This window comes from Novosphingobium sp., assembly GCF_031424035.1.
Classification (GTDB): Bacteria; Pseudomonadota; Alphaproteobacteria; order Sphingomonadales; family Sphingomonadaceae; genus Novosphingobium.
In genome coordinates, this window is record NZ_JANPGP010000050.1 from 1 (window position 1) to 25,447 (window position 25,447).

The 25,447-nt window shown below is 63.7% G+C and carries 24 protein-coding genes; 17 read left to right on the forward strand and 7 right to left on the reverse strand.

Annotation, left to right across the window (positions count from 1 at the left end; translation table 11 throughout):
* The first annotated feature begins 22 nt into the window (after positions 1-22).
* The 10 genes from RMO89_RS07440 to RMO89_RS07485 are packed head-to-tail and all read left to right on the forward strand — an operon-like array spanning position 23 to position 10,602.
* Entirely contained in the window at positions 23-1,246 is a 1,224-nt protein-coding gene (locus RMO89_RS07440; RefSeq protein ID WP_310532220.1) for a class I SAM-dependent methyltransferase, read from the forward strand.
* The gene (locus RMO89_RS07445) at positions 1,243-1,602 is read left to right on the forward strand and encodes a hypothetical protein (RefSeq protein ID WP_310532221.1); all 360 of its coding nucleotides are present in this window, start codon (positions 1,243-1,245) and stop codon (positions 1,600-1,602) included. Before RMO89_RS07440 ends, RMO89_RS07445 begins: the two co-directional genes overlap by 4 nt.
* Positions 1,602-2,990 carry an FAD-dependent oxidoreductase gene (locus RMO89_RS07450; RefSeq protein ID WP_310532223.1) on the forward strand — a complete coding sequence of 463 codons (1,389 nt, stop codon included), beginning with the start codon at positions 1,602-1,604 and terminating at the stop codon, positions 2,988-2,990. The genes RMO89_RS07445 and RMO89_RS07450 overlap by 1 nt, the downstream gene beginning before the upstream one ends.
* A gap of 51 nt (positions 2,991-3,041) precedes the next feature.
* Entirely contained in the window at positions 3,042-4,634 is a 1,593-nt protein-coding gene (locus tag RMO89_RS07455; RefSeq protein WP_310532224.1) for an FAD-binding oxidoreductase, read from the forward strand.
* Positions 4,635-4,657: 23 nt separating this feature from the next.
* Entirely contained in the window at positions 4,658-5,644 is a 987-nt protein-coding gene (locus RMO89_RS07460; RefSeq protein ID WP_310532225.1) for a zinc-binding dehydrogenase, read from the forward strand.
* Positions 5,641-7,011, forward strand: coding sequence for a 3-isopropylmalate dehydratase large subunit (locus tag RMO89_RS07465; protein WP_310532227.1), 1,371 nt, complete (start codon positions 5,641-5,643; stop codon positions 7,009-7,011). Before RMO89_RS07460 ends, RMO89_RS07465 begins: the two co-directional genes overlap by 4 nt.
* A complete protein-coding gene (leuD, locus tag RMO89_RS07470; protein WP_310532229.1) occupies positions 7,008-7,598 on the forward strand; it encodes a 3-isopropylmalate dehydratase small subunit in 591 nt (196 codons plus the stop codon). Before RMO89_RS07465 ends, leuD begins: the two co-directional genes overlap by 4 nt.
* Positions 7,595-8,515: a hydroxymethylglutaryl-CoA lyase gene (locus RMO89_RS07475; protein WP_310532231.1), complete on the forward strand. Its 921-nt coding sequence runs from the start codon at positions 7,595-7,597 to the stop codon at positions 8,513-8,515. Before leuD ends, RMO89_RS07475 begins: the two co-directional genes overlap by 4 nt.
* Positions 8,512-9,690 (forward strand): CaiB/BaiF CoA-transferase family protein, encoded by a 1,179-nt coding sequence (locus RMO89_RS07480; protein ID WP_310532232.1) that lies wholly within the window; start codon positions 8,512-8,514, stop codon positions 9,688-9,690. Before RMO89_RS07475 ends, RMO89_RS07480 begins: the two co-directional genes overlap by 4 nt.
* Positions 9,691-9,705: 15 nt before the next feature.
* Positions 9,706-10,602, forward strand: a complete 897-nt coding sequence (locus RMO89_RS07485) for a DUF1838 family protein (RefSeq protein WP_310532234.1) — start codon at positions 9,706-9,708, stop codon at positions 10,600-10,602.
* A 73-nt stretch (positions 10,603-10,675) separates the two neighbouring features.
* Here the strand turns inward: RMO89_RS07485 and RMO89_RS07490 are convergent, their stop codons facing one another.
* The 3 genes from RMO89_RS07490 to RMO89_RS07500 are packed head-to-tail and all read right to left on the reverse strand — an operon-like array spanning position 10,676 to position 13,349.
* A complete protein-coding gene (locus RMO89_RS07490) occupies positions 10,676-11,350 on the reverse strand; it encodes a hypothetical protein (RefSeq protein WP_310532236.1) in 675 nt (224 codons plus the stop codon).
* 22 nt (positions 11,351-11,372) lie between these two features.
* Positions 11,373-12,119: an arylmalonate decarboxylase gene (locus RMO89_RS07495; RefSeq protein WP_310532237.1), complete on the reverse strand. Its 747-nt coding sequence runs from the start codon at positions 12,117-12,119 to the stop codon at positions 11,373-11,375.
* A 27-nt stretch (positions 12,120-12,146) separates the two neighbouring features.
* The gene (locus RMO89_RS07500) at positions 12,147-13,349 is read right to left on the reverse strand and encodes an NAD(P)/FAD-dependent oxidoreductase (RefSeq protein ID WP_310532238.1); all 1,203 of its coding nucleotides are present in this window, start codon (positions 13,347-13,349) and stop codon (positions 12,147-12,149) included.
* Between the two features lie 171 nt (positions 13,350-13,520).
* Between RMO89_RS07500 and RMO89_RS07505 the strand changes: the two genes are divergently transcribed.
* Complete coding sequence (locus tag RMO89_RS07505; RefSeq protein WP_310532239.1) at positions 13,521-14,714, forward strand: serine hydrolase domain-containing protein; 1,194 nt, start codon at positions 13,521-13,523, stop codon at positions 14,712-14,714.
* Here the strand turns inward: RMO89_RS07505 and RMO89_RS07510 are convergent.
* Genes RMO89_RS07510 through RMO89_RS07525 form a run of 4 tightly spaced genes read right to left on the reverse strand, consistent with a single transcriptional unit; the run spans position 14,602 to position 18,786 of the window.
* Positions 14,602-15,639: an alpha/beta hydrolase gene (locus tag RMO89_RS07510; RefSeq protein ID WP_310532240.1), complete on the reverse strand. Its 1,038-nt coding sequence runs from the start codon at positions 15,637-15,639 to the stop codon at positions 14,602-14,604. The two genes, RMO89_RS07505 and RMO89_RS07510, sit on opposite strands and share 113 nt — an antisense overlap.
* A complete protein-coding gene (locus RMO89_RS07515) occupies positions 15,636-16,817 on the reverse strand; it encodes an LLM class flavin-dependent oxidoreductase (RefSeq protein WP_310532242.1) in 1,182 nt (393 codons plus the stop codon). Before RMO89_RS07515 ends, RMO89_RS07510 begins: the two co-directional genes overlap by 4 nt.
* A complete protein-coding gene (locus RMO89_RS07520) occupies positions 16,814-17,494 on the reverse strand; it encodes an LLM class flavin-dependent oxidoreductase (protein ID WP_310532245.1) in 681 nt (226 codons plus the stop codon). The genes RMO89_RS07515 and RMO89_RS07520 overlap by 4 nt, the downstream gene beginning before the upstream one ends.
* On the reverse strand, positions 17,494-18,786 hold the full coding sequence (locus RMO89_RS07525) for a M24 family metallopeptidase (protein WP_310532248.1): 1,293 nt from the start codon (positions 18,784-18,786) through the stop codon (positions 17,494-17,496). Before RMO89_RS07525 ends, RMO89_RS07520 begins: the two co-directional genes overlap by 1 nt.
* 117 nt (positions 18,787-18,903) lie before the next feature.
* Between RMO89_RS07525 and RMO89_RS07530 the strand changes: the two genes are divergently transcribed.
* The 6 genes from RMO89_RS07530 to RMO89_RS07555 are packed head-to-tail and all read left to right on the forward strand — an operon-like array spanning position 18,904 to position 25,412.
* Positions 18,904-19,764, forward strand: coding sequence for an alpha/beta hydrolase (locus RMO89_RS07530; RefSeq protein WP_310532250.1), 861 nt, complete (start codon positions 18,904-18,906; stop codon positions 19,762-19,764).
* Positions 19,761-21,110 (forward strand): MFS transporter, encoded by a 1,350-nt coding sequence (locus RMO89_RS07535; protein WP_310532251.1) that lies wholly within the window; start codon positions 19,761-19,763, stop codon positions 21,108-21,110. Before RMO89_RS07530 ends, RMO89_RS07535 begins: the two co-directional genes overlap by 4 nt.
* Positions 21,103-21,636 carry a hypothetical protein gene (locus RMO89_RS07540; RefSeq protein WP_310532253.1) on the forward strand — a complete coding sequence of 178 codons (534 nt, stop codon included), beginning with the start codon at positions 21,103-21,105 and terminating at the stop codon, positions 21,634-21,636. Before RMO89_RS07535 ends, RMO89_RS07540 begins: the two co-directional genes overlap by 8 nt.
* Positions 21,636-22,808, forward strand: coding sequence for a M24 family metallopeptidase (locus RMO89_RS07545; RefSeq protein ID WP_310532254.1), 1,173 nt, complete (start codon positions 21,636-21,638; stop codon positions 22,806-22,808). The genes RMO89_RS07540 and RMO89_RS07545 overlap by 1 nt, the downstream gene beginning before the upstream one ends.
* A complete protein-coding gene (locus tag RMO89_RS07550) occupies positions 22,801-24,051 on the forward strand; it encodes an MFS transporter (protein WP_310532256.1) in 1,251 nt (416 codons plus the stop codon). Before RMO89_RS07545 ends, RMO89_RS07550 begins: the two co-directional genes overlap by 8 nt.
* Positions 24,048-25,412, forward strand: coding sequence for an LLM class flavin-dependent oxidoreductase (locus RMO89_RS07555; protein WP_310532257.1), 1,365 nt, complete (start codon positions 24,048-24,050; stop codon positions 25,410-25,412). Before RMO89_RS07550 ends, RMO89_RS07555 begins: the two co-directional genes overlap by 4 nt.
* Positions 25,413-25,447: the final 35 nt, after the last annotated feature.

The window sequence follows — 25,447 nt, forward strand, 5'->3', positions numbered from 1 at the left end:
CAGACAATCGAGGAGCCTCACAGTGACCGCCGTTCGGAAAAATAACCCGGCAGCCGGCTATGACGGACCGCCAGACTACCGCGTCATCGGCCGCCATGACCTGTTTCCCCAGACCAGCCACGACGAGATCGAGCGGGTCAACTACCTCGCCCAGATGAACCGCCACCTTGCCGCGCGGGTCGTCCCCGGCGTGCGCGCCGCGTACGATTCGCGGGTCGAGCCAAAGTTCGAAGCCGCCAATGGCCGAAAGATCGGCAGCCGCAACGAAGCGCGCAAAGCGATGCTGGAGGACCCGGCGTTCCAGACGTGGTCGGCGCTGCGCCGCATGACCATGGAACAGCGCCAGCAGGCCGGCCGCTGGACCGTGATCCGCCAGCGCGAAGAACTGAACGAAAAGGCCCGCGAACTGACCGAGGGCGACCCACGGCTGGTGCTCAAGCCCGGCTTGCCCGTGCCGCGCTATGTCGCCGCGATTGACCATCACTGCATGCCCGGAGGCTATACCAAGGAATATTGCCCCGGCGACGTCACCAACGGCGCGAATTACGATCACGCTGGCTTCGTCACCACCAGCGGGCTGCTGGGCGCCTATTCGGACGGCGGCGGCATGGCCGTGGTCAACTGGGTGAAGCGCAACCTGCCGGACTTCAAACCAAAGAAGATCCTCGAACTAGGCGGCACGGTCGGGCACTCCACCCTGCCCATCGCCCGCGCCTTTCCCGATGCCGAAGTGACCGTGCTTGATCTCGGCGCACCAGTGCTCCGCTATGGCCTTGGCCGCGCGAAGTCGCTGGGCGTGGGCAATGTCCGCTTCGTTCAGGGCGATGCTGAGAACATGGCGGAATTTGCCGATGGCAGCTTTGACTGGATCCAGACGACGATGTTCCTGCACGAACTGTCGTTCAGCGCGATGCGCCGCATCTTCGCCGAAACGCGCCGCCTGGTCAGCCCCGGCGGGGTCGTCATCCATGTCGAACAGCCGCAGTATACTGCCGACATGCCCTATTTCGAACAGGCGATGCGCGATTGGGATGCGTTCTACAACAACGAGCCTTTCTGGAGCCGGATGCACGAAATGGACCTTGATCAGGCCATGATCGATGCCGGGTTCCAACGCGACTGGCTGGTCCACGGCGATGTCTTCGGCGTGGTTGACCGCGACATTTTCCCTGACGCCCAGGAAGACGAAACCGAAGACTATGGCCGCAAGGCCGCCTGGCACGTGATCGGAGCTATCGTACCATGAGCTTTAACGACGCATTGAGCGAAGCCGGGGCAAAGCCCGCTGGCAAGCGCCCGTGGTTCCTCGACAACCGCGAAGCCGAACGCGTGCTCGCCATCACCATGGCCGTGGCGCAGGAACTGGCCGTTGCCCGCCAGCGGGTCGATACGCTGGAACGGCTGCTTGCCGCCAAGGGCGTGATCGAACCCGGCGAGATTGACGCCTTCCGCCCGGACGGTGACGCGATGACTGAGCGCGCGATGTGGAACCAGGAATATATCGCCCGCATCCTGCGTATCGTCCAGCAGGAGAACGAAGCTTCGGTCATGCCTGACGAGGCCACCTCTGGCGAACTCGTCGAGGAACTGGCGGTCACCTGATGACTTTCGAGTTCTCTGTGCCCGTACTGGTCGTGGGCGGCGGCGCATGTGGATGCGTCGCCGCACTGGCCGCGCGCGATGCCGGGGCCGAAGTGCTGCTGATCGAGGCTGATGCCCGTCCGCTGGGTTCGACCGGCATGACGCTGGGGCTGGTCTGCGCGGCGGATACCAAGGCGCAGGCGGCGGCAGGAATTGAAGACAGTGCCGATGCCTTTTTCGAGGACATCATGGCCAAGTCGCGTGGGCTGGCGAACCCGGTGATCGCACGCGCGCTGGCGGAACAATCCGGCCCGGCGCTCGACTGGCTGGCCCAGACGCACGATTTCCCGCTGGAGATCGATCTCGGTTTCCGTCCGGCTTACGGCAATCGCACGTACCGGATGCACGGCTGGCCGGGGCATGGTGGTGAAGATCTGGTTGGCCTGCTGCATCGCCGCCTTGCCGAAGCGGGAGTAGACGTGTTGCTTCAGGCGAAACTGGCCGATGTAGTGGCGGACGAGAACGGCAAGGTTCTGGGCGCGGTGATCGAACGTCCCGGCGGTGATCTGGAACGCGTCGGCTGCGACACGCTGATCCTCGCCTGCGGGGGCTTTGCCGCCAACCGCGCCATGCTGGTGCGCTATATTCCCGAGATGGCGGACGCGCGCAACAATGGCCACGAAGGTAGCCAGGGCACCGGCATCCGCATCGGCGAGGCACTGGGCGCGGCTATCGGCGACATGGGTTCCTATCAGGGCTATGCCATGCTCACCGACCCACAAGGCATCAGCGTTTCACCGCAAGTGCTGGTCGAAGGCGGGGTGCTGGTGAACTCTGCGGGCCTCCGCTTCACCGACGAGACCAAGGACATCGCCGGTATGGTCCATCCGGTGATGGCGCAGGATGGCGGCACGGTCTGGACAATCTACGACGAGCGGATCGAGGAGGCGACCGCCTATACCCCGGACATGCAGGCCCTGAATGCCCTTAACGCGGCGAAGCGGGCAGCCAGCGCCGAAATCCTGGCAGCGCAGATCGGCGTTCCAACAGAAGCCTTGTCCGCCAGCCTGGCCGATGCCTGTTCCGCCCGCAACAAGGGCGCAGCGGATTCAACCGGGCGCGTCTGGGGCGAGGAATTACCGCCGCACGGTTCGCTCCGCGCGCTCAAGGTGGTCGGCGCGATCTACCACACGCAGGGGGGGCTGGAGATCGACGGTCACGCACGGGTGCTGCGGCCCGATGACACGCCCCTGCCCAACCTGTTCGCCGGCGGAGGTGCGGCGCGCAGTGTTTCAGGGCCATCCTCATGGGGATACCTGCCCGCGATGGGCCTGTGCACCGCCGTCACGCTCGGTCGGATTGCCGGAATGTCGGCTGCCAAACAGGCACTTCATCCGACAGACAGATAATTGCAGGCCAATTGCGGTCATTTCGCGCCGGCCGTTCCAAGCCGGACCACGATGACTATCCTCTCTCCCTGCCCGCCCGACCTGCGCGACCGCTTTGCTCAACTTGTCGGTTCCGAAAACTGCCGCGACGACGAAGCCAGCCTTCGCCTGTTCAGCGAGGATATCTGGGCAGTGAGCGATCACGTCGCCTCGCTGATCGTCGCTCCCGAGACGACCGAGCAGCTGGCTGACGTGGTCGCCCTCGCCCATGTGGAAGGCCTGCCGATCTCGCCGCGCGGTGCCGGCATGGGCTATACCAGTTCCTACGTGCCGGCCGCGCCGAAGACGATTTCCATCGACACGACCCGCATGGACAAGGTGCTGGCGATCAGCCCTGAGGACATGACGGTGACGGTGCAGGCTGGCTGTTCATGGCTGGCGCTTAACGAAGCGCTCAAGCCGCATGGCCTGCGCACGCCGTTCTGGGGGCCTATGTCGGGCATCGCATCGACCATCGGCGGCGGGCTTTCGCAGCTCAACGCCATGTTCGGCGCGGGCCATTACGGCACGTCGAGCGAATCGATGATCGCGCTGACCATGGTGCTGGCCGATGGCCGCACCCTGCGCACCGGCGCGCGCGGGGCGGATGGCGATACGCCGTTCTATCGCCACTATGGACCGGACCTCGCCGCGCTGTTCTGCGGGGATAGCGGCACACTGGGCATCAAGGCCGAGGTCACCATGCGGCTGATCCGCACCCCCGCATTCGAGGATTGCGCCAGCTTCTCTTTCGGCACCGGCGAAGCCATGCTGGAAGCCCTCGCCGAGATCGCCCGCGCTGGCCTTGCCGCCGAAACCTGCGGTTTCGACCCCGGCCTCGCCCGCGTACGGATGAAGCGCATGTCGCTGGCTCAGGACGTCAAGACGCTGGGCAAGGTGATCGCCAAGGAAAAGAACCTCGGCAAAGGCCTGCTCGCCGCCGCCAAGGTGGCATTTGGCGGGCGCGATTTCATCGACGATGGCGACTATTCGATGCACATCGCCTGCGAGGGCCGCAGCAAGGCCGGCGTAGCGGATGACATCGCGCAGGTCCGCGCCATCGCCGCGCGCTTTGGCGGCACGGAAACGGCGAACACCATCGCCAAGGTCATCCGCGCCATGCCCTTCCCGCCGCCCAATTCGATGCTCGGGCCGGAAGGCGAAAGCTGGGCGCCGGTCCACGGCCACGTATCGCTCTCCAACGCGCCAAAACTGCTTGGCCGGATCGAAGCCTATTTTGCCGAAATGCAGCCGCGTTTCGATGCGCTTGGCATTTTCACCGGCTTCCTGTTCACCTCGCTGTCGACCAATGCGCTGACCATCGAGCCAGTGTTCTTCTGGCCCGAAGGCTACCGCCCGGTCCACGCCGCCATGGTTGAGCCTTCGCACCTTGCCCGGCTGAAACAGATGGGCAGCGCGCCTGAAGCTACCGCGCTGGTCACCGAAGCGCGCGATCATATCAAGGCGATCTGCGCCGAATTCGGTGCCGCCCATTTCCAGATCGGCCGCGCCTATGACTGGCGCCGCAGCCGCGACGAGGCATTCCGCGACGTGATCGACGCGGTGAAAGCGGTGGTCGATCCCAAGGGTCTTTTCAACCCCGGCGGGCTGGGCTTCCCGAAATGAGTGATAGCTACCGCGCGCTGAGAATGGATCGGCACGCCGACACGTTTCGCGCGGCGACCGATATCGTCACCCTGCCCGTCACCGCGCCCGGCCCGGGTGACGTGCGGGTGCGCAACCTGTGGTGCGGGATCAACGCGATTTTCGACACGCAGATTGCCCGCGATGCCGTGGACTACGTCAAGATCGGCCTGCCGACCTTCACTGGAGTCGAAGCGCTCGGCGTGGTCGAAGCCGTGGGCGCAGGCGTTGACAGTTTGGCCTTGGGCGATGCCGTTGTCACCACGCGCTTTACCGGTGGCTACCGCGAGGAAAACACTGGTCCGGCGGCGAACTTCGTGAAGGTCCCGGACGCACGCCCGGAATGGCTGGTGCTGGCATCGACCGGCGTTTCAGCGCTTGTCGCGATGGAGCAGATTGGCGAGATCAAGGACGGCGAAACGGTCGCCGTTTCGGCGGCGGCGGGCGGGCTAGGCCATCTGCTCATTCAGCTTGCGGTGCTGCGCGGCTGCCATGTCATCGGCATCGCCGGAGGGCCGGAGAAGTGCGAATTCGTCCGCGCGCTGGGTGCCGCGCGAGTGATCGACTACCGCTCGGAAGACGTCGCGCAGGTGCTGGCGAGCGAATATCCGAAAGGCATCGATCTCGCGTTCGACACGGTCAGCGGTGCGATTCACGACGCCTTCCTTGCCAACATCGCCAATCATGGCCGGCTCGTCGTCGCGGGCGCTGCCTCCGACCTTGATGGCAAGCCCGAACTGGTCACCGCCCCGCGCATTGCCCACGCGATCTACTACAAGAGCGCATCGGTGCGCGGCTTCATGAACGGGCTGCTCACCGCGCACTGGCCGGAAGCGCGTGCGCGGCTGTTCGATATGTTCCGGCAAGGTCAGATCAAGGTCTGCCTCGACGCCGGCCAGTTTGACGGCCTTGAAGGCATACACGATGCAGGGGAGCACCTGCTCTCGGGCAAGTCGATGGGCAAGGTCCTCGCCCGCATAGCCGCGCCATGACCGGCCCTCGCACCCTGTTCGACAAGATCTGGCAAGCGCACGAAGTGTGCGTAACCGCGTCCGGGGCGAGCCTTATCGCCATCGACCGGGTGTTCCTGCACGAACGCACTGGTGCGGCGGCGCTCAAATCAATGGCTGCTGCGGGGCGTCCAGTTCGCGATCCGGCGCGGGTCTTCGCGGTCATGGACCACATTGTCGATACTCGGCCCGGACGCGGCGATCAGACGCAGATGCAGGGCGGACAGGCCTTCATCTCCGAGACGCGCGCGGCTGCCCGAGCCGCCGGAATTACGCTGTTCGACGTGACCGATCCCGATCAGGGTATCACTCATGTGATCTCGCCCGAACTCGGCATTGTCCTGCCGGGGGCGACGCTTGTTGCGCCCGATAGCCACACCTGCACGCAAGGTGCGCTCGGCGCGCTGGCCTGGGGCATTGGATCGAGCGAAGCGGAACACGCGATGGCGACCGGCGTCCTGCGGCTGAGCCATCCCGGTACGATGCGGGTCAGTTGGACCGGAATGCTCGCGTCCGGGGTGACCGCCAAGGACATGGCGCTGCACCTGATCGCCGCACACGGATCTGCCGGCGGGAGCGGTCTGGCACTGGAATTTGCCGGGAGTGCCGTGCGCGCCCTCGACATCGAAGCGCGGATGACGCTGTGCAACATGGCAACCGAGTTTGCGGCGATGACCGCGATCATCGCGCCAGACGAAACCACCTTCGCTTGGCTTTCGGGACGGCGCTATGCTCCGGCGTCATTCGATCATCCCCATTGGGCCGGCCTCTTCTCTGACGACGAAGCGTGTTTCAACGCCGAGATTTCCATCAATGCCAGCACTATTGCCCCAATGGTCACCTGGGGTACCAGTCCTGAACAGGCGATCGCCGTAGACGGCACGGTCCCGCAAGGTCCGGCACGCGCGCACGACTACATCGGCATTGCCGCAGGCCAGCCGATCAAAGGCGTGCCCATCAATGCCGCTTTCCTCGGCTCGTGCACCAACGCCCGCCTGTCTGACCTGCGACGCGCCGCCATGCTGCTTAAGGGCCGCCGGATCGCGCCATCGATCCGCAAGGCGCTGGTCGTTCCCGGCAGCTCCGCAGTGAAGCGCGCGGCGGAGGCCGAAGGGTTGCATCACCTGTTTCAGGCTGCCGGTTTTGAATGGCGAGAGAGCGGCTGTTCGCTCTGCTTCTACGCCGGCGGCGAAGGTTTTGAACCGGGCAGCCGGACAATTTCCAGCACCAACCGCAATTTCGAAGGTCGCCAAGGCCCGGGCATCCGCACCCACATCGCCAGCCCCGAAACCGTCGTCGCCTCAGCGCTGGCCGGCGCGATTGCCGATCCGCGGGAGCTGGCGGCATGATACCCTTCACCACGCTCACCTCGCGCGCTATTCCGATCCTGCGCGACAATATCGACACCGATACGATCATCCCCAGCCGCGAGATGAAGAGCACCGGACGCACCGGTCTGGCGGACGGGCTGTTCGCACCGTGGCGCTACATCGAGGGCCGGACACCCGATCCCGCCTTCGCGCTCAACCAACCGGGATATGCCGGCGCGCAAGTCATCGCCGGCGGCGCGAACTTCGGCTGCGGATCGAGCCGCGAGCACGCCGTCTGGGCGCTGGCCGAATGGGGCATCCGCGCGGTGATCGCTCCAGGCTTTGCCCCGATCTTCGCCGGCAATTGCCTGCGCAACGGACTGCTGACCATCGCACTTCCCGCCGAAGCCGTAGCCAAGCTGGCAGGCCAACAGGTGGCCATCGACTTGCACGCCCAGACCGTCACTTGCGCCGGGGAAACATGGGCCTTCGACATCGGCGATGAGGCCAAGGCCATGCTGCTCGAAGGGCTCGACGCGATCGATCTGACGCTCAAATCCCTCCCTCAAATCGAAAGCTGGACCGCCCGTGACCGCGCTGCCCGGCCGTGGGTATATCTGACATGACCGCAATCCTCGTTTCCGAAGTCGGCCCGCGCGACGGGCTGCAATCGATCGACCGGGCGATGCCGCTCGAAGCCAAGAAGGCGTGGATCGCCGCCGAAGCCGCTGCCGGTGTGCGCGAGATCGAGGTGGGCAGCTTCGTGCCGCCATCGCTGCTGCCGCAGATGGCCGACACGGCCGCGCTGGTGGAGTTCGCGCGGTCGATCCCGGGGCTCAATGTCGTCGCGCTGGTGCCGAACGCCAAGGGCGCGGCGCGGGCAGCGCAGGCCGGCGTTCACGCCATGTCGATCCCCTTTTCGATGAGCGAAACCCATTCCTTGCGCAACGTCCGCAAGGACCATCCCGCCATGCTCGCCGAGATTACCGATGCCGCGTGCATCGCCAAGGACGCCGGCATTCACTTCGCCGTCGGCCTCGCCACCGCCTTTGGCTGCACCATCGAAGGAGCCGTTCCGGAAGCCACCGTCCTGCGCCTTGCCGAAGCCGCCGTGGCGGCGGGCGCGCAGGAACTTAGCCTGTCAGACACCACCGGCTATGCCGATCCGGCGCAGGTCAAACGGCTGGTGCGCGCGGTGAAGGCGGCCGTGGGCGGGGACATGCTGACAACGCTCCACCTGCATAACACGCGCGGGCTTGGTCTCGCCAACGCGCTGGCGGGGCTGGACGAAGGCATTACTACGATTGACGCCTCGCTCGGCGGTCTGGGCGGCTGTCCCTACGCGCCGGGGGCCTCGGGCAATCTGGTGACTGAGGACCTCGTGCTGATGCTCAATGCGATGGGCATCGAGACCGGCATCGATCTCGACAAGCTGCTGGCGGTGCGTGCCATCCTTGAAGAGGCGCTCCCGGGCGAGCCACTGTACGGTTTCACGCCGCTGGTCGGTCCGATGCTCGATTATCCCGAAAGGATCGCTCGATGACTGCCCCCACCCCGCTCGCCGGTATCCGGGTGATCGAATTCACCCATATGGTCATGGGGCCAACTGTGGGCCACATCCTTGCGGGGCTTGGCGCCGAAGTGATCCGCGTAGAACCCATCGGCGGCGATGCCACGCGGCGGCTACTTGGGTCAGGCGCGGGCTATTTTTCGATGTACAACCGGGGCAAGCAATCGGTCTGCCTCGACCTCAAGTCACCCGAAGGACCAGCCGTAGCCAAGGACCTTGCCGCCGGGGCCGACGTGCTGGTGGAGAACTTCCGCCCCGGCGCGCTCGACCGGTTGGGATTGGGCTGGGGCGCGCTTTCGGCGATCAACCCGCGCCTGATCTATTGCTCCGAAAAGGGCTTTCTGCCCGGCCCCTATGAAGAGCGCACCGCGCTTGATGAAGTGGCGCAGATGATGGGCGGCCTTGCCTATATGACCGGACCGCCGGGGCGGCCTCTACGCGCTGGCGCCAGCGTGGTTGACGTCACCGGTGGCATGTTTGGCGTAATCGGCGTTCTCGCCGCGATCGAGGAGCGGCACCGCACCGGCAAAGGCCAGAAGGTCGTCGCCAGCCTGTTCGAAACGACGATCTACCTCGTCGGCCAGCACATGGCGCAGTTCGCCGTCACCGGGAAAGCCGCCGCGCCGATGCCCGCGCGCATCTCGGCTTGGGCGATTTACGACGTGTTCGAGACGCGCGACGAGCCGGTGTTCATCGGCGTGGTTACCGATGCCTTGTGGAAGAAGTTCTGCGAGCTTTTCGCGCTTGATGACCTGTGGGCCGATGAAAGCCTGCGTGCCAACAACCAGCGCGTGCTCGCCCGCGATCGCATCTTGCCGCAGATCCGCGAGATAGTTGGCGCGATGACCCGGGATGAAGTGGTTGCCAAGCTGGAAGGCACCGGACTTCCGTTCGCGCCCATCGGCAAGCCCGAGGACATGTTCGACGATCCGCAACTGGCTCATGGCGGGCTGGAACCGGTCACACTCGACACCGGCGCGCAGACTTACCTGCCAACAATCCCGCTCGAAATGGATGGCAAGCGTCCCGGCGGCGACGTCACCCTGCCGCTACCCGGGGCCGACAGCCGCGTCGTGCTGACCGCACTCGGTTATCCGGCGGACAAGATCGACGCCCTGCTCGCCAGCGGGGCCGTGCAATCAACCTGACCTAGGAGAAACGCGATGACTGACAGCAATGACGAGATGTTCCTGCTTGGCCGCCGCGCCTTGATGATCGGTTCCGCTGCCGCAGGGGCGGCCAGCGCGATGCCAGCGCTCGCCGCCGCGCCAACTTCCGGGCTCATGCGAGAGCAGGGCATTCCCGCCGACCTTGCCTCGCGAGCGGCCATCGTCCGGCGGATGCGGCACCGCACCGATTCCGGACTGGTGTTCTGGTGGTTCCGCGGGCGCAATTATGCCCAGCAAGGTGCCAATCTAACCCCGATGTGCGAGCTGATCTTCGGCGCCATCGCCAAGATCATTCCCAACGCCGACGGTTCGATGGACATCGTCCAGTTCGAGCTTGGCTTCCGCACCGCGCCGGATTCAGGCGAACGCGCGGAGAAGCTGCGCAACCCGATCACCGGTGATTTGATCGACGTGCCCTTTGCGCCGGTCGGCCCGACGCGGGTACATTATTCGGCCGACAATGTCGTGCAACTGCCGCCCCAGATCGGGGGGTCGACATTTACCGCCGAACACGTGCCCGAACTCTTCTACCGCATGGGCGACCAGGTCTGCTTCCAGACTCACACCAAGGCCCGCTCGATTGTTCCGGGCGTGACCGACCGGGTGCTCAACGACATGAGCATGATCTGCAGCCCGGCCGCCGAAGCGCTTGACCCGCGCCGCAAGATAGCCCGTGCTTGGGCGCATGGCAGTGACGTTACCGACTATGCACGCTGGTGGAAGATGCCGGCCGGCATGGGGAGCCAGACCCTGCGCAGCGTCGGCGAAAAGGTCACGCGCTATGCCGACATGCCGGCAGATTGGCGCGCCATGGTTGCCAAGGCCGATCCCAAGATGGCTGCCGATCCGATTTCCGTTCTGGAACGCGCAGCGACCACCTACAAGAACTGAACCAGACAGCTGGACAACAAAAAGCCGGCCCTCCTTTTCGGGAGGGCCGGCCTTTTTGTGTGCGCCGTTCGGATCAAATCGGCTTTACGGTTCCCAGGAAGCAGATGCCTGAGATCGTGATCCAGTACACATAGGCCATCAGGCGGCCGTAAAGGAATTCCCGCTCAAGCGCGGCTTCCACTTGCGGGTTCGGACCCATGGCGAGCACACGGAAGCGCGCGGTCCACTGGCGCATGATCCAGCGCAGGCCAAGGCCAATGCACAGGGTGAAGCCATAGAGCGTAAACTTGAGCGAATACCAGCGCATACCCTCTCCCGCTTCGAACGGACCGTGGCCCAGCAGCGAGGAGATGCCGACGACGAAGATCGTCGGGATCAGCACCCAGCGGATTTTCTCGTCAAGCTTGGTCAGCATGATGCCGGTATCCGTTTCACGCTTGATGAAGGCGCCCCAGCACAGCGCCAGCCAGCCGGCGACAAACAGCCACATGAAGGTCAGGAACGACCCGCCATAGGGCTGAATGCCATAGATATTGCCCATGTGCAGGCCGAGTGGCAGCAGCATTATGATGCCGGTGCGCGCCAGAACATCAATGCGATAGGCGGTTTCCATGTGACGCCGCCGTTCGTCCATCGAAAGCGAGCGGTTGATCACGTTGAAGCTGGTTTGGAACACACCCCATTCGCCGCCCAGCCAATAGACCATCGCGATAATGTGGACCCAGCGCAGGATGAGCACTTCTTCCATGGCTATTCCCCCTGTTTATTTCTCAGAATTCTGCGAGCAGTCGGCCGAGCCCCTGCACCTTGTCGGTAATCCCGCAGGCACGCAGGCCGTGCCAGTAGGTCGCCGTGTTGATCGCAAGCACCGGCTTGCCGAGTTCGGTTTCCTTTTCGGCGGCGAGATCGACCATCGACAGGTTCGTGCCGACCTGGACGATGGCATCGACGTCCGGACCATCGAGATAGGCGATCACTTCGCGCAGCCGCTCAGGCGTGACCTTGGCGATGTCAGTCCAGCACCTGCACTCCAGCGGCACGTCGCGTACCACCGAAAAGCCAGATTCCTCCAGGAAGCGCCGTACTTCGGCGTTCGCCACCGGATAATAGGGTGAGACAAAGCTGACCGTCTTGACGTTGCCATAGGCTTTCAGCGCCGCGGCAATCGATTCCGCCCCGGTCGATGCGCCGATGCCGGCGACGTCCTCGACCTTGCGCTTGAAATCGAGCGAGCCCTGAACGCCGCCGTAAAAGGTGATCGCCGACATGCCGAGCACGAGATAGTCCGGCCGGCAGGTCATCACCGACCGCACCGCGTCCATCGTATTTTCAGCGATGGCAGTGGTGCCGGCAATGAAATCATCGTTGTTCAGCGCCACCGGATCTTCAACGAAGATCCGCGAGAAATGGTTGGTCACACCTTCGGGGCGCATCCTTTCCATGTCTGGCTGGACAACGGTGTTGGTCGAAGGGGCAATAACCCCCAGCATCCGGCGCCAGCCGAGTACGTCACCCATCACGATTATTCCTTGGCTTTCGGGCGATCACTGAATGGCCGCGGCTTGCGCCAGGCTTTCAAACATCGCCTGCTTGAGCATGTATCCGCGGCGCCGCTCATCATCGGCCTTGATCGCTTGCATGGCGTCGCGCCGCTTGCGATGCGCCTCATCAGAGCCGCCCGAAATGTAGGCCATGTTCTCGATCGTCTGGGCCTGAGTGAAGGCGTGAGTCACTGTGCGGCGCTGGCGGTCGTATAGTTCAAGCGCGCCATTGGGTTTGCCGGACCGCAGCGACGGTTCTAGCTTTTCGAACAGATTGAAGGCATCGTGGACGCCCGAATTCATGCCGAACCCGCCGAGCGGATTGTTGAGATGCGCGGAATCGCCAGCCAGGATGACCCGCCCCGTAAGGAACGATTTCGCAACCCGCTGGTGCACACGGTACAGCGTGCGATGCTGGGTCTGGACTGCTGAACCATCTCCGACAAGTCGATCGAAAATGCCGTTCTTCACCTTGTCCGAACGCAATTCCTCGTCACTTTGCGAAGCGTCGGTTGGCACCAGAACGCGCCATACCGAAGGCACGCGTAGCAGCACCAGCCATTCTTCCGGATCGCTGACGTAGTTGACGTAAGCGAGGTTTTTCAGGTGGTCCGCCAATTCATATTCGGTCGACAGGCAAAGGAACCGCTCGGGGTAGGTAAAACCATCGAATTCGATGCCCAGCCACTTGCGAACAATTGAATTCGCGCCGTCAGCCGCGATCAGGTAATCGCAGCGCAGCTGGTCGATCCCGGTCATCGTCTCAACCCACAGGTCGACGCCGTTATCGTCCTGTTCGAAGGTCAGCAGACGGCTGTTGAAACGCACCTGAGCGCTTTGGTGCTTTGCCAGACCATCGGCCAAAGCCCGCGACAGGTGGTACTGTTCGCACTGGATGCGGAATGGGTAGCGCGTGACATCGCTGAGTTCGCTCATATCAAACTCGATCACTTCGCCCGACTTGCGATCACGCCAGTGGTAGATCGGCGCTTGCAACCCGCGATCAAGCAGCATCGGCGTGATGCCGATCTGGTCGAGCATTTCCAGCGTTGGCGGATGGAATGTCGAAGCGCGCAAATCCTGGGCGCAATTTTCGCCAGCTTCGAGTACAACGACGTCGTAGCCGGACTGCGCGAGCAGCGTTGCAACGACGGTGCCAACAGGCCCCGCCCCGACAATTGCAACTTGGCACCTATCAAATGACATTCAGGCGAACTCCACCCAACTCTCTCGTCCTCCGGCTATGAACCGGCCCCGCCGGGCAAGACGGAAGAAGCAAAAACTATCCGCCTTGCGGTGATTGCACTTGGCGCAGGCCGGAATTTGACTGTCGCAAGGCAAGGAATAGACCCGATTATCCGCCTGCCGGAGAGCAATATGCGACGCTTGATGCTTGCCCCCATCGCCCTACTGTCCTGCGCTGCACATGCGGAGCCTTCGGCGGAGGAGATCTATCTCGAGAGGTTCGCAACATACCTCAAGGATGCGGGTAATTTTCCCTATGCGCCGATGGAACGGTTGCCCGGAGCCGGGAACTATCGACCATTGCCGGTAGCGACGCATCCTGCCATCGCGCTGGCATCGCTCGAACAGGCGCGCGGCTATGCTGTAGCCAATCGATCAACTGCTTATCTGGTCTGGCATGATGGCAAGATAGAAGATGCGTGGTTTGCCCCCGGCATCAATGCGCGCACACCGCTGGTATCTAAATCGCTTTCCAAGCCGCTGACCGCGATTGCCGTCGGGCGGGCGATCCAGCTCGGCAAGATCACGTCGCTTGACCAGCCGCTTTCAGAAATCCTGCCGGAACTTCGCGGCAAGCAGAAGGGACGCATACTGGTGCGCCACTTGCTCGACATGCGTTCGGGCATGCTCGATCAGGGCTTCAGCACTGATCCCGACCATCCGCTCAACCGTTGCTACCTGAGCACTGAACATGGGAGCTGCATCATCGACACATACCCGATGATCGCCGAGCCAGGCACGCGCTATGCCTATGCCAACGCGCCGAGCGACATGGTGGCGCTGGTGATCGAACGAGCGACCGGGCGGCGCTATGGCGAATTCATTGCCAATGAAGTGGTCCGCAAGATCGGCGCACTGGGCGGCGATATCTGGGTCGACCGCCCGGGCGGTCTGGCTCATTCGGGCTGCTGCACACTGATGCCGGCCGAAACGTGGTTGCGCCTTGCAGTCCTGCTGATCGATGATGGCAAATGGAACGGCAAACGCCTGCTGCCCGCCAATTTTGTTGCCACAATGCGAAAGGGCACTTCGCAAAACCCCAGCTTTGGCCTCGGCATATGGATCGGGGAACCCTTTCGCCAGCGTCGCGGTTTCGGTGCGCCGGGCGCGGCCGGCCCGCAGGTGCTGCATTCACAGCCCTATCTCGACCCGGACATGTTCCTGTTTGACGGTAACAACAACCAGACCGTGCACATTTCACCGAAGAACCGGATCATCGTGCTGCGGATGGGTCCGAACCCGCCCGCGAGCCCCGAGTGGGATAACTCGGTGCTGCCGAACCTGCTGATCCGAGGGCTGGCTGGTGGCGGTCAAGGAAAGCCTTGAGATCGCGGGTGAACAGATCCGGATTTTCCCACATGGGAAAGTGGCCTAACTGAGGATATTCAATCAGTTCAACCTTGGTATTGGTAAATCGCTTTACGGACGCCTCCGCGCCTTGCGAAATCACCGTGTCATAGCTGCACCATTGCAGCAGCACTGGCACGCGCACACTTTCCGCCACGGCGCCCACGTCGCTGGTCTTGAACAGCTTGGCATTGGCGGCGATGTATTGTGCTTGCCGGTTAAGCGCGCCGGGGAGGTTGTTCATGTCGCGCATGCGCTCGGCGATCTCGGGTCGGGGAGTAAAGCTCGGCGGGGTCGTATCCTTCAGCACCAGCCGCCAGAATTCCTTGTGCCGCCAGTCGGGGACCAGGTTCTTGTGAAAGGCCAGCATCGCCTTCAGCCGCCAATCGACCTTGCGCGTCTGGCTCGGCCGTTCAAGGGGCAACATCGAAAACGCCATCACCGTGGCATGACCGGGATAGCGCCGGTTATAATCCAGCGCGACGTTGCTGCCGTTGGACGTGGCCACGACAGCGAACTTGTCATGCCCCAGTGCCGTCATCAGGCCGTTCATCAGGTCGGCAGCCCGAGGGGTGGTATATTCGCCCTTCGGGTCCGGGCCGGAGAGGCCGTAGGGCGGCCAGCTGAACCGCACGATCCGGTAACTGCCCTTGAGCCGCGCGGCGACATCATCCCATTCGGCCAGATCGACAATGCTGCCGTGAAGCAGCACCACAACCGGGCCATGCCCTTCCTCGACGACATGGATCGGCACACCGTCAATAGTGACAAACTTCGAAGGCGGCCCGGCCCAGCGTTCTATCGCCGCCGATCGGTCCGTCGCGCCAAGGCCGGCGCGCAAGGCGAGGACACTTCCCGCTGCCAGCAGCAGCAGGACGATGACGACCCGGCCAAAAGCCTTCATTCTGGCAAGCCTAATGTGGCCCGCAGGGTGGTCCCCGAGTAAGACCGACGCAGCCGTCCGCGCTCTTGAAGGATCGGCACAACCTGATCGACGAACAGCGCCAGTTCACCCGGCATGTAGGCGGGCTGCAGTGTGAACCCGTCGCAGGCACCGGCATCAATCCATTCGATCATCATCGTCGCCAGCTTTTCGGGCGTGCCGCGGAACACGTTGTGGCCGCGCGGGGTGCGGACATAGCGGGCCGCGAAAGCGCCAAGGCCGAGTCCCTCGCTGACCGGACCGGCCAGAGCGCGAGCAATGTCGTCCCTTGGCAACAGTGTTCCGGCGAGGATGTCCGCTTCGGGGATGGGACCATCGGGATCGAAGGACGTCAGGTCAAAGCACAGCGATTCCGAGAGATATTCGATGCACAATGCTTCGTCGGCAAGCGCTAGCAGCGCCTCGTCCTTGGCTATCGCGGCTTCCTCGCTGTCAGCCAGAATGAACGACAGCCCCGGCATGATCCGCACGCCATCGGGATCGCGGCCAGCCTCGGCAATGCGGCGGCGCAGGTCTGACCGGAAAGCGATGCCTGCCTCGATTGTCGCTGCCGGGCAGAAGATCGCCTCGGCCGTGCGCGCGGCAAAGTCCCGACCGTCGCCCGACTGGCCAGCCTGAACCAGCACCGGGCGGCTCGCCGCATCCCAGGCATCGCAGCAATCGCTGACTACCTGCGCGGCGTGGGAATAGCGCACTGACTTGTCTGGCAAGTCGGGCTCGCCGAAATTGGGCGCGGTCGCCGGGTGGGCGGTGGTGACGATGTTCCACCCGGCCCGCCCGCCAGTGATCCGGTTCAGCGTGCCAAAGCGTTCGACCAGTTCTGGGACGTCGTTGTAGGTTGTCGATACCGTCGCGACGAGGCCAATGTGCCTGGTCACCGAACCGATCGCCGCCAGCAGGCTGACCGGATCAAGCGTCGGCATCGCCAGCCGCTCAGGCGTGCGCCCGCCCGCGCCGCGCGATTGCAGCTGGTCGCCATAGACGATGGCATCGATCATCCCGCGCTCGGCCAGCGCGCCGACCTTGCGGTAATAGTCCATGGTGAAGACGCCCGCCGGGTCCGCATCTTCATGTCGCCAGCCGCTGGGGTAATGACCGATGCCTTGCAGGAAAGCCCAAAGGTGGATCTGCGCGCTCATGCTGCCAACTCCGTCAGACCAAGCCTTGACCGCAGGGTGGTGCCATCACGCGGCGGCGCTTTGGCAAGGACGGCAAGTTCGGCGAGCGGATCGACCAGATCGATGTGACCGGCGCTCAGTCCAAGGTCCAGATCGACCTTGGCGATGCCCGGAATCGCGCCGGGCAGCCGCACCAACAGGGGATGGCCCTGCGGCGGGCGCATGGCATTGACCGGGCCGGCAACGTTGAAGAACGGCCCTTTGTAATTCGGCACCTTCACCTTCGATGAATCGAGATAGTGCCCGCTGGCCTTGTCGATGATCAGCGTATCGGCACCCCAGCCATCCCACAGCGCCTGCGCCGCGCGGACCATGTCTTCGGCCATGCCAGCCGGCGCGCCCGCTGCGACCGGGGCCCAGCCGGACAGGCCGGCGCTCAGGAAATCGATGGCGGAGAGCGCACGGGCAACGTGGAACGGGTGCGACAGCGAAGCGGGCACACAGGCTACGATGCCCAGCGCCGAAACCCTCGGCGCGGCCCAGGCGGCAATCACCAGCGCATCAAACGTCAGAGCGCCTTCGCGGCCCAGCACCAGCAGGTCGATCCCGGCAGCTTCCGCCCTTGTCAGCACCTCACCGGCAAAGCCCGGATCGTTCATCCGGATATCGCTAACCGCCGCGCTCAGGACTGCTTTCATCATATCACAATCACCGTTTCATGTTCTGAATGAATGCATTGCGCGCCATCGCTGGTAATCAGCATGAGGTCTTCGCAGTGCGCCGAGCCGCCAATCCCGGTGTCGAGCACCGGGCAATCGACTGAAATCACCATGCCTTCTTCAAGCATCAGGTCGGGCTTGCGCCAGAAGCCGCCGTGGTCCTCGCCCGGCTCGTCGGTATGGGCCAGGCCGACCGAGTGCGGGCCGAAACCGATCTGGGTTTCATAGCCGGCGGAACGCACGGCCTTTTGCCCGATCTCGACGATTTCCGAATAGCGCAGCCCCGGTTTGAGCTTCTCGCGTATCGCCTGCCACGCCAGCCCCGACGCCTCCGCCGCACGGCGCGCAGACTTGGGCGGGTCGCCGATAAAGACAGTGCGGGCGAAATCACCATGATAGTTCAGGAAATGGCTGACCCCGTCGAGGAACAGCGTCTGCCCATCCGCCAGTTCGGCGCGCGACAGGTCGGATGAGACGCGGTCGACATTAAGGAATACCGAGGTGTTGCCGCGCCTTGCCGCCTCTGCCCGAAACAGCGCCTGCAGCTCGCAATGCCGTGCCCCTGCCCGCGCTGTCTGCGCCGCTGCGATCAAGGCCTGCGCGTTGGCCTCGGCGGCGCGGGCCATCAGCGCCTGTTCGAGCGGCGATTTGATGAGGCGGATCTCGCGCACGATGTTGTCAGCCGGAACCGCCGCGCCGGGATGGTCATGGCGCGCCATCACCGCCGCAATCACCGGATCATCGAAGCCCACTCGCCCGCGCCAGAGGCCAATGCCTTTCATCGCACTGACCAGTGCAGCGCCGACATCGCGGAAGGCATCGCGTCCCGGCTCGACCACGGCGAGGACTTCGGCCCGGTGCACCTCAAGCGCGCTCAAAGGCGCTTCTCCGCTGTCAGGGCACATCGGGAAGGGATTGCCGGGTTCAAGGTCGCCCGCGTCACCAAGTTCACCGTAGAGCCAAGGCTGCACATCGCTGCGCTGCCGCCCATCGGCCCAGGTGTAGTAATAGAGGAACCGGCTGGTCACGAGGCCCCATTCGTCCGGGTGTTCCCGCGTCAACAGCGCGAACACGCCCGGCGGCTGGCCTATCCGGGTGCGGGCGATTGCCGGCCAGTGGCCCAGCGCGTGGAAGACGTTGACCGGCTGGCCAAGTACCAGCCCATCGAGCCCATGCCGCTCCATGACCTCGACCGCGCGAGCGAGGTTGATCGGCCCTTCACGCTCAAGGGCGGCGTACAACGCTTCGTCGGTGGATAAGAGGCGGGTCATGTCTGCACTATCACGCCGGCCCAGTGGACCTGACTGTGCAGGCCGCGCGCCTATCCGCCAGATGGACAAGCCCGCCAGCAGGCCCGCTCTCCCCCGCCCTTTGTCTAGCTTCCGATGATGAGTGATGGTGCAGGCAGCGCAGTGATCGAACGGGCCTTCGTACGGCTGGACGAAGGGCAGCTCCACTTGCGCCGCCTGCCCGCAAGCGGACCGGGAACGCCGCTGGTGCTGCTTCATGCTTCGCCGGCGTCATCGTGGTTCATGCAAGGGCTGATGATCGCGCTGCGGGCGGCGGGCCATGACGGCGAGATCATTGCGCCCGACACGCTGGGCAACGGGGACTCACCCGCGCCCGCAATTACAGACCCCGACATTCCCTATTTCGCTGGATCGGTCGCGCGGCTTGGTTCGGCGCTCGGGTTTGAACGCGTGGACGTTTACGGCACGCATACCGGCGCCCGGATCGCTTGCGAGCTGGCAGCCGGCCATCCCGGTCTGATTCGCCGCGTCGTGCTCGACGGGATCACCGAATATCCCGACGAATTCCGTGAGGAGGTGATCGCCAATTACGCCCCCACCGTGGTGCCTGACGAATATGGCCGCCACCTGATCTGGGCATTCAACTTTTGCCGCGATCAGGCGCTGTATTTCCCGCATTTCCGCAAGTCGCCTGAAACCCGGCTGGGCGGAGCCATGCCGCCGCCCGAGGTGCTGCACCGAATCACGCTCGACGTGCTCAAGGCGCTGGACACCTATCCGCTGCCCTACATCGCCGCCTTCCGTTACCGCGCGTTCGAGCGGATGCCCGCCATCACTGCACCGGTCCTGCTGTTCCGGCCCGAGAACGAACTGGCCCTGCTCAACGCCTCGGTCGCCCGCGCGCTCGATCTGCTGACCGATGCCTGCGACGTCGCTGTGCCGGCTGGCGATACCCCCAAGGCCGAAGCCATCGTCCGCTTTCTGAAGGAAACCCCATGACCGAGCGCCTCAGCCTGAAGACCTGCCTTGGCTTCAGCGTGGGCACGGTTGGCGTGTCGATCATGCTCAACGCGGTCACGGCCTATTATCCGGCCTTCATGTCAACCGTGATGGGGCAATCGCCCGAGATTGCCGGGTTCCTGCTGATGGCGTCCAAGCTGTTCGATGCACTGATCGATGTCGCAGTCGGCACCATGAGCGACCGCACCCGGTCTCGCTGGGGCCGGCGCAAGCCTTGGCTACTGGCCGGCGGTATCCTTTCGGCTGCCAGCTTCCTGATGATCTTCTCTCCGCCCGCGCTGAGCCAGGGCGCGGTCATGGCCTACATGGTTGCGGCATTGCTTCTCTACAGTCTCGCCTATTCGCTGTTCAACGTGCCCTACATGGCGCTTCCCGCCGAACTGACCGACGGCTTTCATGACCGCACGCGCCTGATTTCATGGCGCACCTTGTTCGTGTCAATCGGGCAGCTGTTGTCGATGGCCGGCACTGCCGCCCTGATCGAGCGCGGCGGCGGCGGGGCGGCTGGATATGCGACGATGGGCCTGGTCATGGCGCTGATCATCGGCGGGGCCATGACGGCGACCGCGCTCGCCATCCCGGTCACCGGGAACGCGCCGCCCCGCGCCGGGAAGCACATGCCGACATTTGGCCAGCTCCGCGCCATCGTCGCCAACCGGCCTTACATGATGCTGCTGGGCGCCAAGGTGTTCCAGTTCCTCGCCTTCGCTTCGATTGCCTCGTGCGGGTTACTTTACCTGCTCAACGTATTGGGCGTGGGCTATGGCGGCCAGATCGTCCTCGCGGTTACGCAGAACGTGGTTCAGGCGCTCAGCCTGCCGCTGTGGGTGCGGCTCGGCCGGCAGAAGGGCAAGCGCTTTGCTTATCTCTGCGGTGTCGTGCTGTTCTGCCTTGGCGCCCTGTCATGGCTCACGGCAACGCGCGACATAACGACAATGGGCATCGTCCTGCGCGGTGTGCTTAGCGGCGCGGGATCGGGAGCAATCATCCTCATGTCGATCTCGATGCTGGGCGACACGCTGGCCTATGACCGTTTCATAACCGGCGAGGGGCGCGAAGGCTTGCTTTCCTCCACCGTGGCAGTGATTGAAAAGACCAGCTTTGCGCTGGGCGTCGCGGTGCTCGGCCTGTTCCTCAAGGCGTTCCACTACGTCCCGACCTTCGGCGGCAAGATCGTCGAACAACCCGAAAGCGCGGTCATGGCGCTGAAGTTGGGTTTCGCCGTAGTCCCTGCGGCGCTCTACGCGATAAATGCACTGTTTATCGTTCGCTACGATCTCGACGAAGCAAAGCTCATCCAAGCCAAGGAGAATGCCGGTGCATGATCGCCGAAGCCTGATCGAAGGGGCGGCACTGCTCGCAATGCTGGGCCTGTCCGAAGGCGCATCGGCACAAGGGATCAAGCCGGCCTTCCCGCTCGATTTCCGGGGCACGGGCAAGATTCCGTGGTTCAAGCGGATCTTCCATCTCTATTCCGGAAGCGATGGACTGACCCGGATCGAAAACCTGCCCACCAATGCCCCGTTGTCAGGCGAAATTGGCCAGTTCCTGCGACGCAGTGCCGAGCGGGTTTCGATTGGCGGCACTTCGGCAGGCGCGGGATTCGATTTCCACGTTGCAAACCAACCGACCTTGCTGATTCCGATATTCGGTTCAATGCTGGTGGGACTGCATGATGGCTCGCTCCACGAATTTGGCCATGGCGACATGCTCTATGCCGAGGATTGCACCGGCAAGGGACATATCTCGCGGTCGGGGCCACGTGGCTCGTTCGTGGTGCAGGTGCAACTGCCCAAGAAGCTGTGCCCCGCCGTTGGCAGCAGCGACCGCGCGAAGCTCTGGAGCGACTGATGCTGCTTAACCGTACCCGCGCCGACGCGCTGATGGACCGCGATGGCATCGCCGCGATCATCGCGTCCTCGGCCGTGAATACCTATTACCTGTCGTCATGGGCGACCGATGCATCATGGGGCTTTGGCGACATCGCGCTGGCCGTCCTGCCGCGCAATCATGACCTTGAAGCCGCCGTCCACACGGTCGAAATCGATACCGGCCAGCCGCAACAGGGCTCCGGCACCTGGATGCGGATCGTGCGGGGCTATGCGCGCCGGTCCGGGATTGGTGCTGGCGGTGTTCAGGGCGTGATGACCAGTCAAGGTCTGCCGCAGAATCATCCTGAGGCAATCGCCGCCTACCTCGCCGAAATCGGGCTCGCCAATTCTCGCATCGCCTTTGACGATCTCGGGCTTGGCCAATCGGTCAAGGCTAAACTGGGCGGCATCAAAGTGGTACCCGCCCGCGAACTGATCCGCGACATCCGAATGATCAAGACCGCCGAAGAGGTCAGCCACCTGCGCGCAGCCGGACGCAAGACCTCGCTTGCGCTCGAGGTTTCCGCAGAGGCACTGGCAGCAGGCGCGACCTGCGCCGAGGCCGAGCGCACTTTCCATGCCGCAGCATCCGCGATCGGCGGCAAGGGCAAGTTCCTGCTGATCACGCCTTATCGTCCCGGCACCGGCAGACTTGAAAAGAACGCCGCGCTTCTTCCCGGTGACTGCGTGACATTCGATGCCACGGCGGAATTTGCCCATTACACCAGCGATATCGGGCGCACCGCCGTGATTGGTGAGCCGAGCGCTGACCAATTGCGCTGCTACAACGCGATCCGCAATGGCTGGCAGGCGGCGCTGCACGAATTCCGCGAAGGGCAGCATTCCACTGCGGTCGAAAAGGCGGTGACCACGGCCATCCAGCTTGCTGGCAATCCCGAATTTCGTGGCTGCTCGATCCATTCGGTCGGGCTGGAACACACTGATCACCCGCACCCGGACGGCGGCCTCCATCACTTCGATCTGGCCGAGGGAATGGTGCTGAGCTGCGATCTGCCCTGGATCGGGCCCAACATCGGCAAATTCCATTACGAAGATCTGGTCTGGATCGGCCCGAACGGCCCCGAACTGCTTAACGAAACCGACCCGCGCCTGATTTCCTGCATCGACGGAAGGACCCAGCGTGTTGGCTGAACCCGCAGCGCCTTATCCCGGCCCCACCCGCGCGCTATGGCCGATGGTCCTGCTGTTCTGGTCAGCGGTCCTCTATTCTATCGACAAGGGCATCGTCGGCGTTCTGGCCGAACCGATCCGCGCCGAACTGGGGCTCAGCCTCGGACAAATGGGGCTCCTTCTCGGCCTCGCCTACGTCCTGCTGAGCGGCGTGCTCGGGCTTGGTCTGGGATATCTGGTTGACCGCGCCGGACGGATCAAGCTGCTGGCAGGCTGCATCTTGCTGTGGAGCCTTGCAACGATCGCCTGCGGTTTTGCGGAAAGCTTCCGCTCGCTGTTTGTGTTTCGCATGCTCGTCGGCCTCGGCGAAGCAGGGCTGGCCCCTGCCGCCGTCTCGTTGATTGCCGACTACTTCAGCCCCGGGCAGCGCGGGCGCGCGCTCAGTGCTTACCTGATCGGCGCCAGCGTCGGTTCCGGCCTGTCGTCGATTTTGCCAGGCTGGATCGTCGGCCAGAACTGGCAAGTTTTTGGCCTGCTGCCGTGGCGCAGCGCTTTTGTTGTTTGCGGGTCGCTTGGCCCGGTGGTGGCCCTTCTGCTGCTGGGCATGAAGGAGCCGCCGCGCCGGCAAGCGCAGGGCGAAACAAGCCTGCTGAGGCTCAATGAAAAGACCGGCTGGCTGATCGCCCGCCGCCGCCAGATTGCGCCGCTTTTTGCGGGCTTCTGCCTGTTCTACATTGCCCTCATCGGCATCACGGCATGGACGGCCGCCTTTCTCGCCCGCCGCTACGGCGTTTCGTTGCCACAATTCAGCGGCACACTGGGCCTCATGCTGTTTGCGTCCGGAATGGGCGGCTACCTGCTGAGCGGGATCATCGTCGATTCCCCGATCGGACGCGGTTCGCGCGGGAAATTGACCATTCTTGCCATCCTGCCGATATTTGCCCTGCCCAGCGCCTTCGCCACATTCGCGCCCAATCCCTCGGCCGCGATTGCGCTCCTCGCGGCGATCGGACTGGCTATGCCAGCGGTCAATATCGCGACCAATGCCGCCATTCAGGACCTCATGCCCAACACCATCCGTGGCTTCACCCATACCTTGCTTGGCCTGTGCAGCGCCCTTGTCGCCGGTGCGACCGCGCCGTGGCTGATGGCCACCGTCTCTGCGGATCTTGGGCAGGCCTTCATTCTGGTCGGCGTTCCGGCTCTGCTGGCGTCCTGCCTGTCCTTCCTATTCGCCCTTCGCACACTGGAGTCCCAATCATGACAAGCCGCCGGATGGTCCTGGCCACCTTTATCCATAACAGTGGGGCGCATCCCGGCGGATGGCGTTATCCCGGTGCGGGCTCTTGCGATCAGCACGATTTCGAACACTACCTCAGCCTTGCCCGAACGGCCGAGCGCGGCAAGCTGCATGCCTTCTTTTCGGGCGACCAGCAGGGCTTTCCGAACATCAAGGGCAAGGACGCCTTTGCCGCAACCGACTACGCCGGAAAGCTTGAGCCGACGACGCTGCTGTCCGCGCTCTCGGTGCTGACCAGCGACATCGGCCTGATCGGCACGCTCTCCACATCGTTCAACGAACCCTATTCAGTTGCGCGCCGCCTCGCCTCGCTCGATCACATCAGCAAGGGTCGCGCCGGTTGGAACGTCGTGACCAGCGCTGGCAATGCCGAGGCGCGCAATTTCGGTCTCGAAAGTCTGCCCGAACATGACTTGCGTTATGAACGGGCCGAAGAATTCGTTGATCTGGTCCGTCATCTCTGGGATTCGTGGCAGGACGGCGCGGTGCTGCGTGACAAGGCTGCAGTGCAATATTTTGACCCCGCCAAAGTCAGGCAAATCAATCACAAGGGCCGCTTTTTCAACGTTGCCGGGCCGCTCAATATCGGCCGCCCACCGCAGGGCCATCCGGTGCTGGTCCAGGCTGGCGGATCGACCACGGGCCGCGCCCTCGCCTCGCGCACGGCTGACATGATCTTCACGGCGCAAAGCTCGAAGGAAAAGGCCCAGGCGTTTTACAGCGAGACCAAGGAACAGGGGCGCGGTTTCGGGCGCAATCCCGACCATATGACAATCCTGCCATCGGTCCAGCTTATGGTCCGTTCGACCGAAGCCGAGGCCAAAGCGGCCGAAGCCGAATTGATGTCACTGATTCCGCCTGCGTTGGCGTGGTCGACCCTGCAAATGCAGCTGGGCGCCGACCTTTCAGCCTATGGCCCTGACGACAAGATGCCCGATCTCGACCTGACGAATGGCGGCCAATGGGTGCAGCAGCAGCTTGTTGCCATGGCCCGTGCCGAGAACCTGACGCTGAGCGAACTTGCCCGCCGGGCGAGCGTATCACGCGCGTCTTTCGCCATGGCCGGAACCCCCGAGCGGGTTGCCGACATGATGGAAGATTGGTTCCTCGGCAAGGCTGCCGATGGATTCTCGCTGAGCCCTAATTACCTGCCCGGCGGGCTGGAGGACTTCGTCGATCAGGTCGTGCCTATCCTGCAAAAGCGTGGCCTGTTCCGTACCGAATACGAAGGTGCGACCCTGCGCGAGAATCTGGGCTTGCCGGTGCCGGAAAACAGCTTCATCGCACAGCCGGAACTGGGTGTTGAACCGGATATGTGGGCCTGAGTGCTGCGAACGAGATGTTGGGGCGCCCTCTTAAG